Annotated in this window: 16 protein-coding genes; 14 read left to right on the top strand and 2 right to left on the bottom strand. The window is 55.4% G+C overall.

Annotation, left to right across the window (positions count from 1 at the left end; translation table 11 throughout):
• The first annotated feature begins 40 nt into the window (after positions 1 to 40).
• From ED236_RS03305 to ED236_RS03280, 5 genes are read left to right on the top strand one after another with little or no spacing between them, the layout of a single operon-like run.
• Positions 41 to 517, top strand: a complete 477-nt coding sequence (locus ED236_RS03305) for an NUDIX hydrolase (RefSeq protein WP_123236480.1) — start codon at positions 41 to 43, stop codon at positions 515 to 517.
• Positions 501 to 1,274, top strand: coding sequence for a hypothetical protein (locus tag ED236_RS12360; protein WP_148042241.1), 774 nt, complete (start codon positions 501 to 503; stop codon positions 1,272 to 1,274). The genes ED236_RS03305 and ED236_RS12360 overlap by 17 nt, the downstream gene beginning before the upstream one ends.
• Complete coding sequence (locus ED236_RS03290; protein WP_162299576.1) at positions 1,271 to 1,903, top strand: NeuD/PglB/VioB family sugar acetyltransferase; 633 nt, start codon at positions 1,271 to 1,273, stop codon at positions 1,901 to 1,903. The genes ED236_RS12360 and ED236_RS03290 overlap by 4 nt, the downstream gene beginning before the upstream one ends.
• 9 nt (positions 1,904 to 1,912) lie before the next feature.
• Complete coding sequence (locus ED236_RS12780) at positions 1,913 to 2,620, top strand: histidine phosphatase family protein (protein ID WP_123236476.1); 708 nt, start codon at positions 1,913 to 1,915, stop codon at positions 2,618 to 2,620.
• A complete protein-coding gene (locus ED236_RS03280; protein ID WP_240032006.1) occupies positions 2,503 to 3,051 on the top strand; it encodes an NUDIX hydrolase in 549 nt (182 codons plus the stop codon). The genes ED236_RS12780 and ED236_RS03280 overlap by 118 nt, the downstream gene beginning before the upstream one ends.
• Positions 3,052 to 3,123: 72 nt before the next feature.
• Here the strand turns inward: ED236_RS03280 and ycaC are convergent, their stop codons facing one another.
• Positions 3,124 to 3,747, bottom strand: a complete 624-nt coding sequence (gene ycaC, locus ED236_RS03275) for an isochorismate family cysteine hydrolase YcaC (RefSeq protein ID WP_123236474.1) — start codon at positions 3,745 to 3,747, stop codon at positions 3,124 to 3,126.
• Positions 3,748 to 3,845: 98 nt separating this feature from the next.
• A complete protein-coding gene (locus tag ED236_RS03270) occupies positions 3,846 to 4,718 on the bottom strand; it encodes a pirin family protein (protein WP_123236473.1) in 873 nt (290 codons plus the stop codon).
• Positions 4,719 to 4,850: 132 nt separating this feature from the next.
• Between ED236_RS03270 and ED236_RS03265 the strand changes: the two genes are divergently transcribed.
• From ED236_RS03265 to ED236_RS03225, 9 genes are all read left to right on the top strand, one after another.
• The gene (locus tag ED236_RS03265; protein WP_123236472.1) at positions 4,851 to 5,756 is read left to right on the top strand and encodes a LysR family transcriptional regulator; all 906 of its coding nucleotides are present in this window, start codon (positions 4,851 to 4,853) and stop codon (positions 5,754 to 5,756) included.
• 965 nt (positions 5,757 to 6,721) lie between these two features.
• Entirely contained in the window at positions 6,722 to 7,033 is a 312-nt protein-coding gene (locus ED236_RS03260; protein ID WP_193726054.1) for a hypothetical protein, read from the top strand.
• A gap of 85 nt (positions 7,034 to 7,118) precedes the next feature.
• The gene (gene rpsD, locus ED236_RS03255; RefSeq protein WP_123236471.1) at positions 7,119 to 7,736 is read left to right on the top strand and encodes a 30S ribosomal protein S4; all 618 of its coding nucleotides are present in this window, start codon (positions 7,119 to 7,121) and stop codon (positions 7,734 to 7,736) included.
• A 123-nt stretch (positions 7,737 to 7,859) separates the two neighbouring features.
• Entirely contained in the window at positions 7,860 to 8,000 is a 141-nt protein-coding gene (gene hemP / locus ED236_RS03250; RefSeq protein ID WP_240032005.1) for a hemin uptake protein HemP, read from the top strand.
• Positions 8,001 to 8,020: 20 nt separating this feature from the next.
• Positions 8,021 to 8,257 carry a hypothetical protein gene (locus ED236_RS03245; RefSeq protein WP_123236470.1) on the top strand — a complete coding sequence of 79 codons (237 nt, stop codon included), beginning with the start codon at positions 8,021 to 8,023 and terminating at the stop codon, positions 8,255 to 8,257.
• Positions 8,247 to 9,014: an energy transducer TonB gene (locus ED236_RS12715; protein ID WP_123236469.1), complete on the top strand. Its 768-nt coding sequence runs from the start codon at positions 8,247 to 8,249 to the stop codon at positions 9,012 to 9,014. Before ED236_RS03245 ends, ED236_RS12715 begins: the two co-directional genes overlap by 11 nt.
• A gap of 94 nt (positions 9,015 to 9,108) precedes the next feature.
• The gene (locus tag ED236_RS03235; protein WP_123236468.1) at positions 9,109 to 9,840 is read left to right on the top strand and encodes a MotA/TolQ/ExbB proton channel family protein; all 732 of its coding nucleotides are present in this window, start codon (positions 9,109 to 9,111) and stop codon (positions 9,838 to 9,840) included.
• Positions 9,837 to 10,250 (top strand): ExbD/TolR family protein, encoded by a 414-nt coding sequence (locus tag ED236_RS03230; RefSeq protein WP_123236467.1) that lies wholly within the window; start codon positions 9,837 to 9,839, stop codon positions 10,248 to 10,250. Before ED236_RS03235 ends, ED236_RS03230 begins: the two co-directional genes overlap by 4 nt.
• Positions 10,251 to 10,425: 175 nt before the next feature.
• Entirely contained in the window at positions 10,426 to 12,555 is a 2,130-nt protein-coding gene (locus tag ED236_RS03225; RefSeq protein ID WP_123236466.1) for a TonB-dependent siderophore receptor, read from the top strand.
• The last annotated feature ends 2 nt before the right edge of the window (positions 12,556 to 12,557 follow it).

The following is a 12,557-nucleotide window of genomic DNA, read 5'->3' as shown; positions in this document are numbered from 1 at the left end:
TGAGTACAATGATTTAAACACCATATTTAGGCTTTCTTTAATGGAATCAATCGGTCCAGTTCGAACTGTTCATGTGGAAAGGGAATCACTTTATGTTTTCCCCGAGTCGGTGTGTGCTGTCCATACTTTTGTAGATCATCCAGATAAGCTTGTTTTTGTGAAGCAGTGGAGACCGGTTCATGAGACTTACACTTTAGAGTTACCTGGTGGACGAGTTGAGCCAGGCGAGAGTATTGAACATGCCGCACTCCGAGAGCTTAGAGAAGAGACTGGTGTAGAAGGAGAGTCGGCAGCTTATCTGATTAAGCTGGATATGGACTTTTCAATTTCGAGCCATATTACTCATCTTGTTGAAACAAGCTCATTGATGCCAGTACAACTTCGAGAAGAGTTGCTGCTTCTGGATTTATTCGATGCTTGGGATCTAATAACTACTGGCAAGATTTCACATGCTCCTAGCGTTACAGCAGTGTTGTTTTTAGTTGGGAGGGGGTTAACTAATGCTAACGCTGTTTGATATTTCAATTGTGGATTTGATAAAGGGGGTAGTTATCGATTTGATTAAGCTTGGAATTGCTTTTTTAGCTGGATATTTCTGGGCAAAAATAAAAATATTTAAGAATTATTACCTTGCTAAAAACATATGGAGACCATTCATTGCTAAATCACGGCAAGCTTCGGTAGTCTTGACTACAAAGCCTAGCCCTAATCACAGTGGTACTCCAAAAGTCAGTCTTAACGAAGTTCAAGCATTTTCAGAAATTCGAAATACTTTTTCAGGACTGGGAGCTGACGCCAAGCTTGTTGATGATCCATCTGTTGATTTGGAAAAGCTTTCAGACAACCATGTTATTTCTATTGGTGGGCCAAAATTTAATAATGTCAGTCGTGAAATATTGGCGAGAGTATCTAATAAATACGAGATTCTTCCCTTTTCATATAACGAAGCAGCAGGATGTATCGAAACCGTAAACAAAAGACTTGAAAGTGTTATTGCCGATGACAAAAGCCTTGCTACGGATTATGGAATGGTAATTAGAGTGCAAGGATTAAATGGTAAACCTATGTACTCTTGCTTAGTAGCTTTTGGGCTTCGTGGTTTGGGTACATGGGGGGCAGTCAAAGCGCTTACTGCTGACAGCGATTCGATGTCAAAAATTGATTCACAATTCGGTACAAAAGACTTTGCGATGGTCTTGGAGTTTAAGTTTCTAGAAAATAAACTCACGCACACGAAAATTCTGGCGGCAAACATGTTGGTTCCAACATCTTGAAACTTGTAATTGTTGGTGGATCGTCATTTGGATTGACTGTGGCAGAGATTGCTCGAAGAACAAAGGCTTTTGCAGTAGAAGGATATATTGACGATTCTCCTGAAAAACTCCCTTCATACTCTGCCTCAATTTACTGGGGAACAACGGATAGCCTCTCTGTAAAGAAAATCGGAAGTAAGAAACTATTTGTTGCAGTTGGAAATAACGCTAGTAGGCGTAATTTAATTCAACACATTATTTCACTAGGGCTGGAATCCTCTCTTGTGACATTGATTGATCCTGCGGCTGTCTTACTTGGTGATGTTTCAATTGGCCTTGGCAGCGTTGTTTTTCCAGGAGCTGTAATAGGACCTCATGCTAATTTAAGTAAGGGCGTAGTGGTTAATGCTCACAGTTTTATTGGTGCCATGAGCGATATCGGGGCTTTTTCAAACATTTGTCCCGGTGTAACAGTGGGATCATGTACGTCTATCGGCGAGAATGCTTATATCGGAATGAGGGCGAGCATAATTCAAAGTTTGAAAATTGCTTCAAACACTGTCATTGGGGCAGGCGCATCAGTCGTAAACGATATAGATTTCAGTGGTACCTATGCAGGGATACCTGCTCGTCAGATTTCGCTAAATTAGTCTAAGACCGTGCGCATAACATTAATTCGTCATGCTGAAAGCAGAAAAAATCTCGTTGATGTTATTGGTGGTATTGGCGAAAGATTGACTTTTAAAGGTCGCTTAGCCGCTCACCGTGCAGGTCGTTATCTAAAGCAACAATCCATTGATATTATTCTGTATGCGCCAACTTTACAGACTGAAGAGACGGCAGGCTTGCTATCAAAATACTGTAATACGACTACTCAATATAAATCTCCGTTACTAAGCCCAATTGGACTTGGTAGTTTGGCCGGCCTTAGAGTTGATGAGTCGAAATTGAGATATCCCTCAGCGATGGAGTCATTGCATCGTTGGAATCGAAGAGAAATCGAGATATCAGAAGTTGTCATTCCAGGCATGCAAGATATTTTTAGTTTCTTCTGCCAAGGTCTTTCACTTCTATTTTGTATACACAAATTACGCGTTAAAAATGTTTGTGTTGTGGCAACGCGATCTTCACTAGTTTTAATGAAGAATATTAAATTAAGAAACACGCCTGAGAGTGGTGGTGGCTACCTCAATCATCATTTCCGTTATGCACATCCAATATCATTCCGACTAACTCCGCAGGATATACAGTGGATAAGAAAGCAGTTGTATCTAACGCAGTCACAGAGTGGGATTTTGGAGCCTATAAAGTCGCGTCATTTGATATCCATCAAGAAAATGGAGCGGTTGCTCAGTTCAACGTATTAAAGTGTCCTGATTGGGTGAATATCATAGCTGTACTCGGTTCTGGTGAGATTGTCCTAGTGAGACAGTTTCGGCATGCTCTTGGGAGGGAAACTTTAGAGTTGCCTGGCGGCATAGTTGATGATGGCAAAACTCCATTCCAAGCGGCACAAGATGAGCTGCTTGAGGAGGCTGGGTTCTTTGGTGGAGAATGGATTCAATTAGGCTGCTATCTTGCTAATCCGGGACTTCAAAATAATTATGTACATACCTTTTTGTGCCGCAACCCATCTTTTAAAGAGGGCAGTGAACAAGAGGATGGAGTGATGGTTAGGTTGATGTCTCCCCAAGATTTTATAGTAGGACTACATCATGGTGAGCTAAGTCAGTCTTTTATGCTTGCCTCGGTTTTTATGGCAATAAACCAAGGGTTTATTCAATTTCAGAGTAAGTGATTTAACAGTGATGGTAATACGAACAAACAAAAAGCCCACGGCACGCCGTGGGCTTTTTGTTTGTTCCGACCTCTAGCGCTGGGTGAACGTGTTGTAGCTGTTGATCAGGTTGCGGTAATCCGGAATGTGGTTGGACAGCAAAGTCGCCAGGCCTTCCACGTCATTGCGCCAGTCGCGGTGCAGTTCGCAGGCCGCGCCGAACCAGGTCATCAGTTGTGCGCCTGCGCCGGACATGCGGTCCCAGGCAGAATCGCGTGTCAATGCGTTGAAGGTGCCCGAGGCATCAGTTATGACGAATACTTCAAAGCCTTCTTCGATAGCCGCTAAGGCGGGGAATGCGACGCAGACTTCGGTGACCACGCCGGCGATGATGAGCTGTTTTTTGCCGGTGGCTTTGATCGCTTTGACGAAGTCTGCATTGTCCCAGGCATTGATCTGGCCCGGCCGGGCGATATACGGCGCATCCGGGAACAGGGCTTTCAGCTCGGGCATAAGCGGGCCGTTGGGGCCTTGCTCGAAGCTGGTGGTGAGGATGGTGGGCAGCTTGAAGTATTTGGCCAGGTCGGCCAGTGCCAGTACGTTGTTGCGGAACTGGTCCGGGTCTATGTCGCGCACCAGCGACAGCAGGCCGGCCTGGTGATCCACCAGCAGTACCACAGCGTTGTCCTTGTCCAGACGGGTGTAAGGCTTGTTCATGATGAGGCTCCTTTTCAAAAGTGACTACCCAGCGATAAATCTCAAAGTAAAAATGACGTCCGGTGATGGCGGTGATTTGTCATCACCGGACGGCTTGCTCAATGTGTTGCAATGTCGGCGCCAAACCGGCCTGCGTTGAAATCCGTGATGGCCTGGTCGATCTCTTCCTGCGTGTTCATCACGAATGGGCCATAACCGACGATAGGTTCTGCGATCGGCTCGCCGCTCAGCAGCAGGATCACGGCATCGGTATTGGCTTCGATGCTGACGTTCTCGCCATCCCGGTCCAGCACCACCATCTGCGCTTCACGCGTGACCGCCGTGTCGTTGACCATCACCGTGCCGCGCAATACCACCAGCGAGGTGTTCCAGCCTTGTGGCAGTTGCAGCGTGGTGAGGCTGCCTTGCTTGAGGCGCATGTCCCACACCTGCATGGGTGAGAAGGTGTGCGCCGGGCCACGGCTTTGTGCATAGTCACCCGCGATCACGCGCACCGTGCCTGCGCCGTCTGGCAGATCAGCCACCGGGATGGCCTGATTCAGGATGGCCTGATAGCCGGGTGCGGTCATCTTGTCCCTGGCGGGCAGGTTGACCCACAGTTGCACCATCTCCAGCGTGCCACCCTGGGCCGTGAAGGCGGGCGAGTGGTATTCCTCATGCAGGATGCCACTGCCAGCGGTCATCCATTGCACATCACCGGGGCCGATGATGCCGCCCTGACCCGTGGAATCACGGTGCGCCACTTCGCCCTGATAGACGATGGTGACCGTTTCAAAGCCACGGTGCGGGTGTTGTGCTACGCCGCGTGCTTTTTCAGCCGGGCCAAAGTCGGCAGGGCCTGCGTAGTCCAGCATCAGAAACGGGCTGAGCGGTTTGCCGTGGCTGTTGTAGGTGAACAGCGAGCGCACCGGAAAACCGTTGCCCACCCAGTGACTGCGTGGCGCGCTGTAAACGCCGAGTACTCTTTTCATGATCTGTCTCCTTGTGGCGGTGATGCGTTATCGATGGAATGCAGTATATTTTTGTCATCAATGGTTGAGTAGTCTGCTAAATTACAACTCATCGTTTCATTTATAGGACGATGGAGTGCGCAAGGAGTGCGTATGCAAGACCTCAACGATCTCTATTATTTTGTGCAGGCCGTGGAGCATGGCGGCTTTGCCGCTGCCGGGCGTGCCATCGGCATGCCTAAATCCCGGCTCAGTCGGCGTATCGCGCTGCTGGAAGAGCGGCTGGGTGTGCGCTTGATCCAGCGCTCCACACGCACCTTTACCGTGACCGAGGTGGGGCGTCGTTATTTCGAGCATTGCAAAGCCATGCTGGTGGAAGCGGAGGCCGCGCAGGAGGCCATCGAAGTCACGCGTGCCGAGCCACGTGGCAGCGTGCGCATCTCCTGTCCGATCGCGCTGCTGCATGCGCACTTCGGGGCCATGCTGGCCGATTTCATGGTGCGTTACCCGCAGGTGGTGGTGCAACTGGAAGCCACCAACCGGCGTGTGGACGTGATCGCCGAGGCCATGGACATCGCCATTCGCGTGCGTCCGCCGCCTCTGCAGAGCAGCGATCTGGTGATGCGCGTGCTGGCAGACCGCAAGCAGTGTCTGGTGGCTAGTCCGGCCTTGATCGCACAGCTTGGTCTGCCAGAGAACCCGTCTGATTTGCAGCACTGGCCCAGTCTGGCGCTGGGCGCAGCGCAGCAGCTGCATCAATGGCAACTGCATGGCCCGAATGGCGCTGAGGTTAAGCTGCATCATCAGCCACGCTTCATCACCACGGACATGGTGGCGCTGCGTCATGCCGCACTGGCCGGCGTGGGGGTGGTGCAACTGCCATTGATGTTGCTGGAGGCAGAGCTTGCCGATGGCAGGCTGCGTCATCTGTTGCCGGAATGGGTGCCGCCTAAAGAGATCGTGCATGCCGTGTTCCCCAGCCGTCGAGGCTTGTTGCCCTCCGTGCGTGTCTTGCTGGATTACCTGGCCGAGCGATACGCCGAAGTCCATGAAGATTGAGTCTGGTGCGATATCGTCGTTCCCGCGTGGGAGGGGATCCAGGCAATTAAGCTGAATCGGGATGTGGATGCCGTGGCTAGCTGCTTTCCGACTGAGTGACGGGGCGAGTCGGGGTGAAAAAATAGGTGTGAACAAGTAGGGCGCCAATAAGCGCAGCGCATTGCGCCGTATGGTGTGCTCCAGGCTTCCTCGATATGCTTGAACAGTGCTGACCGAGTGGTGAGTTGCGCCGCCTGGATTCCGGCCTGCGCCGGAATGACGACAGCAGGTAGGGCGGACTCGCTTCAGCAGTCCGCCGAAACTAACTGTGTGAGCCGGTCTCGCCCGGCAGGCGAGCTACTTTCTCTTGTTTGCCCAAGAGAAAGTAGCCAAAGAGAAGGGCACCCCCTAGCAAGGCCTGCGGCTACCCTGCGCGACTCGGCCCGTCTGGCGGCTGCGCAACTCAGCCTGGTCGCTCACACAAGACGTGAGCGCCTGCGGACTTCAGACAGTGCTCGCCGAAGACCCCAGACGGGTCTGCGTTGCTCGGCTTGGCAGCAGGGGAGGTAAGTCAACACCACCTGATATCGTCTTCCGGTGCAAGCCAGAAAACGAGGTCACGGCATGTCGTCGTTCCCGCGCAGGCGGGAATCCAGGCAATTAAGCTGAACCGGGATGCGGGATGCGAGGCTAGCTGCGCTCCCGTTTGAACGACGGTATTTGCGTCCTGCCGGGAAGTGCATGTCGCGGGTGATTGACCTTGCCTGGGTTCCCGCCTGCGCGGGAACGACGACCCAATTCTGTCCATCACCTGTAAGTAGCCAAGTAGCCAGTCGCAGGGCGAACCCACTCAGCAGTCCACCATATCAAGCCATCAGTTCATCCTGCACGTCAGCAGACTCAAGTTTGTGGTGCTCATCATCAATTCCGCTTGACTCATTAAATGCGAATCATTATCATTATCAAAACTTAATCAGGAACAGGCGATGCAAACCGCTTCCAGCACCAATGACTACGATGTGGACCTGCCAAAAGCCAGCGACCTGCTGGCGTCTTTGAGCTGGATCGCCACGCGTTATGTGAATCAGCCCTCGGCTGATCTCGCCAAGGTCGCCCTTAGTCTCGCACGCAAGCTGCAGGCGCCGCATTACGCGGAATCCAGGCTGGTGTCCGAGGTGGCGGGGCGGCTTGTGGCGCAGTGGCAGGACATTCTGCACAGCCAGTCGGAAGCCGCGACACCCGAGGCGCAGGATGCGCTGATGTGCTCCATCCAGCCGGGTAGCGGCGTGGTGCATTGATGCCATGCACTTGCACTATGGGATCCAATTTTCGTGGATCCATTTTTTGCAGATCAATTTTTAGTTAGCGATTCAGGAAATAACGATGTCACGATTTACCGGACCACGACTCAAGATCATGCGCGCACTGGGGCTGGATTTGCCTGGCCTGTCACGCAAAAGCATGGAATCCCGCCCGACGCCGCCTGGTCAGCACGGTGCCAAGGCCACGCGCCGCCGCAAATCCGACTTTGGTGTGAAGCTGCAGGAGAAGCAGAAGCTGCGCTTCAACTATGGCCTCACCGAACGTCAGCTGCGCCGACTGATGATCGATGCGCGACGCGGTAAAGCACCGACCGGCGAAACCCTGCTGCAGTTGCTGGAGCGTCGTCTCGACAACGTGGCGTTCCGTGCCGGGTTTGCGCCTACCATCGCCGCTGCGCGCCAGCTGGTGTCGCATCGCCACCTGCTGCTGAATGGTCGCAGTGTGAACATCCCCTCCATGCGTTTGCGCGCCGGTGACAGCATCACGCTGAAAGCCAGCAGTCTGCAATTGCCTCTGGTGGTGGAAACGCTTAAGGATCTGCCGCTGACACGTCCGGAATGGCTGAGCTGGGACGAGCAGCAACACACCGCCACCATCGCCCACCTGCCAGCCGCCGATGATGTGCCGTTCCCGGTGGATGTGCAGCAGGTGGTCGAGTACTACGCCAACCGCATCTAGCACTATCGAATACAGGTCTCCTCACTCGGTCGCTTTCGGGCGACCTTTTTTTTCAATCACTTGACCTATTTAATAGGAATCATTATCATTAACGTTATAAATAACACTGCGGCACCAGGCCCTGTGAAAACACCGGGGTTGTCGATACCGCGCTACACCAGTGAGCAGCTGTTCGCAGGGGCTCGTGAGTTGATCATTCAGCACGCCGGGGCTGAATACCGTTTGCGGCTGACCAGTCAGGGCAAGCTGATCCTCACCAAGTAGGTGAGCGAAGAGAGGCGGTTATGAATACCAAACAATGCAAGCGCATCCTGCTGTCTGGCGAAGAGCATTGCCGGGTGGTGTATTGCGAAGAGTGCGGTGTGGCGGAGCTGGAAGTCGGCGCGCTCAGCCTGCGCCTGGAAGTCGAGGCATTTGAAACCCTGCACAAAGTGATGCAGCAAGCGGTCAGCAAGTTACAGGCGCTGAGTGCCTCCCGTGAGGTCAACCAGTTTTTGAGAAACCTAGGCAATGTCCACTAATCTACGTCTGGTCCCCCATTACGATACGCCGCCAGCGCGCAGCGTGCGTGCACTGTCGCCACTGGGTGGTGGCCGCGCGTTCACCGCCGAGCTGTCGCCTGCCTACGGCAAGCTGGCGTTCGTGCTGGCGGCGCATGCTGCGGTATTCGGCATGCTGCTGACCCATGCCGCGATCAAGCCCGCCGAGGTGCCCCAGATGGAGCCCATGACGGTCAGCCTGGTGGCCAACCCTGCCCCCAAGCCGGAACCGGAAGTGGTGCCGGTGGTGCCCAAGCCTGAACCTGTAGTCAAAAAAGTCATCCCCAAACCCAAGCCTGTGGTGGAGCAGCCCACACCCAAGCCTGTGACCGAAACGGCCGCCCAGCCGGTGGCTCAACCCGTGGTGGAAGCGCCGACTGCGCCGGTGGTGGTGCAAGCACCTGCGCCCGAGCCTCAGCCCGTGGTGGTGGCCGAACCCAAGCGCGAACCCGTGATCGAGCCGCCCAGGTTCGGTGCTTCTTACCTCTCCAACCCGCCTCCGCAATACCCCAACCTGTCGCGCCGTTCCGGCGAGGAGGGCCGCGTGTTGCTGCGTGTGCTGGTGTCGGTGGAAGGTGGGGCTGAATCGGTACAGCTGGAACAGGGCAGCGGTTACACGCGTCTTGATCATGCCGCTATCGCGGCGGTGAAAGGCTGGCGTTTCATTCCGGCCAAGCGCGATAACCAACCCATCAGTGCTTATGTGCTGGTGCCAGTCAATTTCTCACTGCAAAGCTAAGCGCACATAGCCCAGCTGCACAGCAGCCCTTGCTGCTGTGCAGGCTGGCGCTTTCAGTCCCTCATTCCAAAAAAGTTAATCGGAGTTTATCTGCATGCAGAACGCCTATGAATTCAACAGCCTCACCTTCATCACCGAAGGTGGTCCGGTCTCGATCGCCGTTGCCCTGATGTTGCTGGCGATGTCGGTCGCCAGCTGGTACCTCATCGTCACCAAGACCTGGCAGTTCCTGCAGCTGCGTCGTGCCAGCCGTGACTATGCACAACAGTTCTGGCAAGCGCCTACGCTACAGGCTGCGTTGCAGCCGGTGGAGACGCCACTGGCACGTGTGGCCATGCAGGCTGTGGATGCTTCCGAGCATCACCAGCAAGCGGCCAAGCGCCATGCAGAGGGCGTCAGCCAGGACGAGTTCATCGTGCGCGTGATGCGCCGTGCCATCTCGCAAGAAAGTGCCAGGATGGAACAAGGCCTCAGTGTGCTGGCCTCCGTGGGTAGCGTATCGCCATTCGTAGGTCTGTTCGGCACCGTGTGGGGCATCTATCACGCGCTGGCCAGCATCAGCATGAGCGGTCAGGCCACGCTGGACAAGGTGGCAGGCCCGGTCGGCGAAGCACTGATCATGACCGCCATCGGGCTGGCGGTGGCCATCCCGGCGGTACTGGCTTACAACGCCCTGCTGCGCGGCAACCGCGTGCTGATGGCCGAGATGGAACAGTTCGCACATGAGTTGCACACGCTGCTGACCACGGGCGCACCCATGATCAACCGCGCCGCCAAAGCGGCAGAGGCGGCACAGCGTGCCAGGCTGAAAGAGGTCACCGCATGAGTTTTCTCAATCCCAATGGCGATGCTCACGGCCAGCCCATGGCCGAGATCAACACCACGCCGCTGGTCGATGTGATGCTGGTGCTGCTGGTGATCTTCATCATCACCGCACCGCTGCTCACCCACGCCGTCAAGATCGACCTGCCGCAAGCCAGCAGTCAGCCGCTGCCGGACAAGCCCGAGGTCATTTCCATCGCCATCGATGAGGCTGGCAAGCTGTACTGGAACGATGTGCCTCTGGTGGAGGGTGAGCTCAAGGTCAAGCTGCAGCAGGCAGCGCAGATCGAGCCGCAGCCGGAGTTGCACCTGCGTGCGGACAAGAACACGCGTTATCAGTTGCTGGCCGGGATCATGGCCGATGCGCAGACCGTAGGCATCACCAAGCTGGGCTTTGTCAGTACGCCGGAGTGATGGCGTAAAGGCAGCACGGCACGGCGGCGAGTACGCCGCAACGCACTACAACGATTGAATCTGATGGCCATGGCATTTGTCGTGGCCATCTTGACTAAAACCACACGTATCACCAGCCAGCCAGTCTAGTGTAGCCAGCCAGTGATTCTTTAATCCGATTAAAGGAACACCGGCTATGTTCAAGCCCAATACTCTCCATCTGGCCGTGCTCATGGTAATGAGTGCGACAGCCCACGCTGCCCCGCTAGCGCCACCTGCTGACGTGCCTGCCGCCGCCGAGACGCTGCCCGAAGTCACCGTGAAAGCGGTCACCGCGAAAGAAAAGGCCAACGGCCCGGTGCAGGGCTATGCCGCCAAACAGAGCGCGACCGCCACCAAGACCGACACCCCCCTCAACGAAACGCCACAGTCGGTGAGCGTGGTGACCCGTGAGTTCATGGAAGACCTGGGCGCACAGAACATGCAGGATGCGCTGAATTACGCGGCAGGCGTGCGTTCCGATGCCTTCGGTGTGGATTCGCGCAGCGATGGCTATCTGGTGCGTGGCGCTTATCCCACCGAGTACCGCGACGGTTTGCGTCGCCTGTTCGGCTTCTATACCAGCACCATCCGTATCGATCCGTATGCGCTGGAACGCATCGAAGTGCTGCGTGGCCCGGCCTCGGTGCTGTACGGGCAGGGCAGCACGGCGGGCATCGTCAATGCCGTCAGCAAGATGCCGCAGGCGGAAGCCCAGAACGAGATCGGCGTGCAGCTCGGCAGTTTCAACCGCAAGCAGATCCGTGGCGATTTCACCGGCCCGCTCAATGAAGATGGCACTTTGCTGTACCGTCTGGTGGCGGTCGGCCGTGATGCTGATACCCAGGTGGACCATGTCAGCGATGACCGCGTGCTGATCGCGCCTTCCATCACCTACCGTCCCAATGACGACACCAGCTTCACGCTGCGTGCGGATTACCAGAAGGATAAATCCGGCTCGACCTTGCAGTTCTTGCCCTGGAGCGGTTATGTGACGCGCAATCCGAATGGCCGCATCCCCACTGACCGGTTCATAGGCGAGCCCGGCAATGACCGGTACGATTCCACCTACAAAGCCATAGGCTGGCAGTTCGAGCATCGCTTCAGCGATGCCTGGACCGTGCGCCAGAACTTCCGCTATTCCGATAACGAGGTGGATTACCGCAGCCTGTATGCGGATTCCTTCAGCAATCCCGGCAATTCCTACCTGGACCCTAACCAGCGCATCATCGGGCGCTATGCCTATGCCGCACTGACCAAGGCGCGCAACCTCACCGCAGACCAGCATCTGCAGGGGGATTTCGCGACCGGCTTCATACGCCACAAATTATTGCTGGGCCTGGATTATGTCCATTTCGATCAAAGCCTGAAGACCGGTTTTGATGCCCCGGTGGGACAGGGCGGTGGTGTGCCGGATATCGACGTGTTTAACCCGGTCTACACCGGCTACAAGATCCGCGCCACCAATGCCGCGCCTGACGCCATGCAGCGCCAGGTCGGTTTCTATGTGCAGGATCAGATGAAATTCGGCCCCAACTGGATCGTGGTGGCTGGCCTGCGCCGTGACCGTGCCTACAACGCCATCGACGGTGGCGGCACCGAGCAGGACGCTGCCACCACCGGGCGTCTGGCACTCATGTACGCGGCAGACAATGGCCTGTCGCCTTACGTCAGCTACAGTGAATCGTTCACGCCGGTGACGGGCACCAACTTCATCGGCCAGCGCTTCACGCCCATGGAAGGCAAGCAGCACGAGGTCGGCGTGAAGTATCAGCCCGTGAACGGCAATTACAGCCTGACCGCAGCGGTGTATGACCTGCGCGAGAACAACCGCCTCATCAACGACCCGAACAACCCGCTCAACCAGATCCAGGCGGGCAAGACCCAGACCAGCGGCCTGGAGCTGTCCTGGCTGGGTCGCATCACGCGGCGTATGGATGTGGCGGCGCACTATAACTATATCGAGAACGACAAGGCGCTGGACGGCATCCCCGAGCATCAGGCCGCCATCTGGAGCAAGTACCGCTTCAGCATCGCGGATATCGATGGCTTCTCGGCCGGACTGGGCGCACGTTATTTCAGCAGCTTCCGCGACACCACGGCGCCCAGTGTGGATTCTGTATTGCTGGGCGATGCCATGCTGGGATGGGAGAACAGCAACTGGCGTTATGCCCTCAATGCGCAGAACCTCACCGATGAAAAATACGTAAGCACCTGCCTGGGACGAGGTGATTGCTTCGTAGGCGCGCGTCGCAGCGTGCTGATCAGCGCCACCTACCGTTGGTGATC

Origin of the sequence: Pseudomethylobacillus aquaticus, assembly GCF_003730115.1 — a bacterium.
Taxonomy (GTDB): Bacteria; Pseudomonadota; Gammaproteobacteria; order Burkholderiales; family Methylophilaceae; genus Pseudomethylobacillus; species Pseudomethylobacillus aquaticus.
Note: the sequence above shows the minus strand (reverse complement) of the source record. Positions and strands in the feature narration are given on the sequence as shown.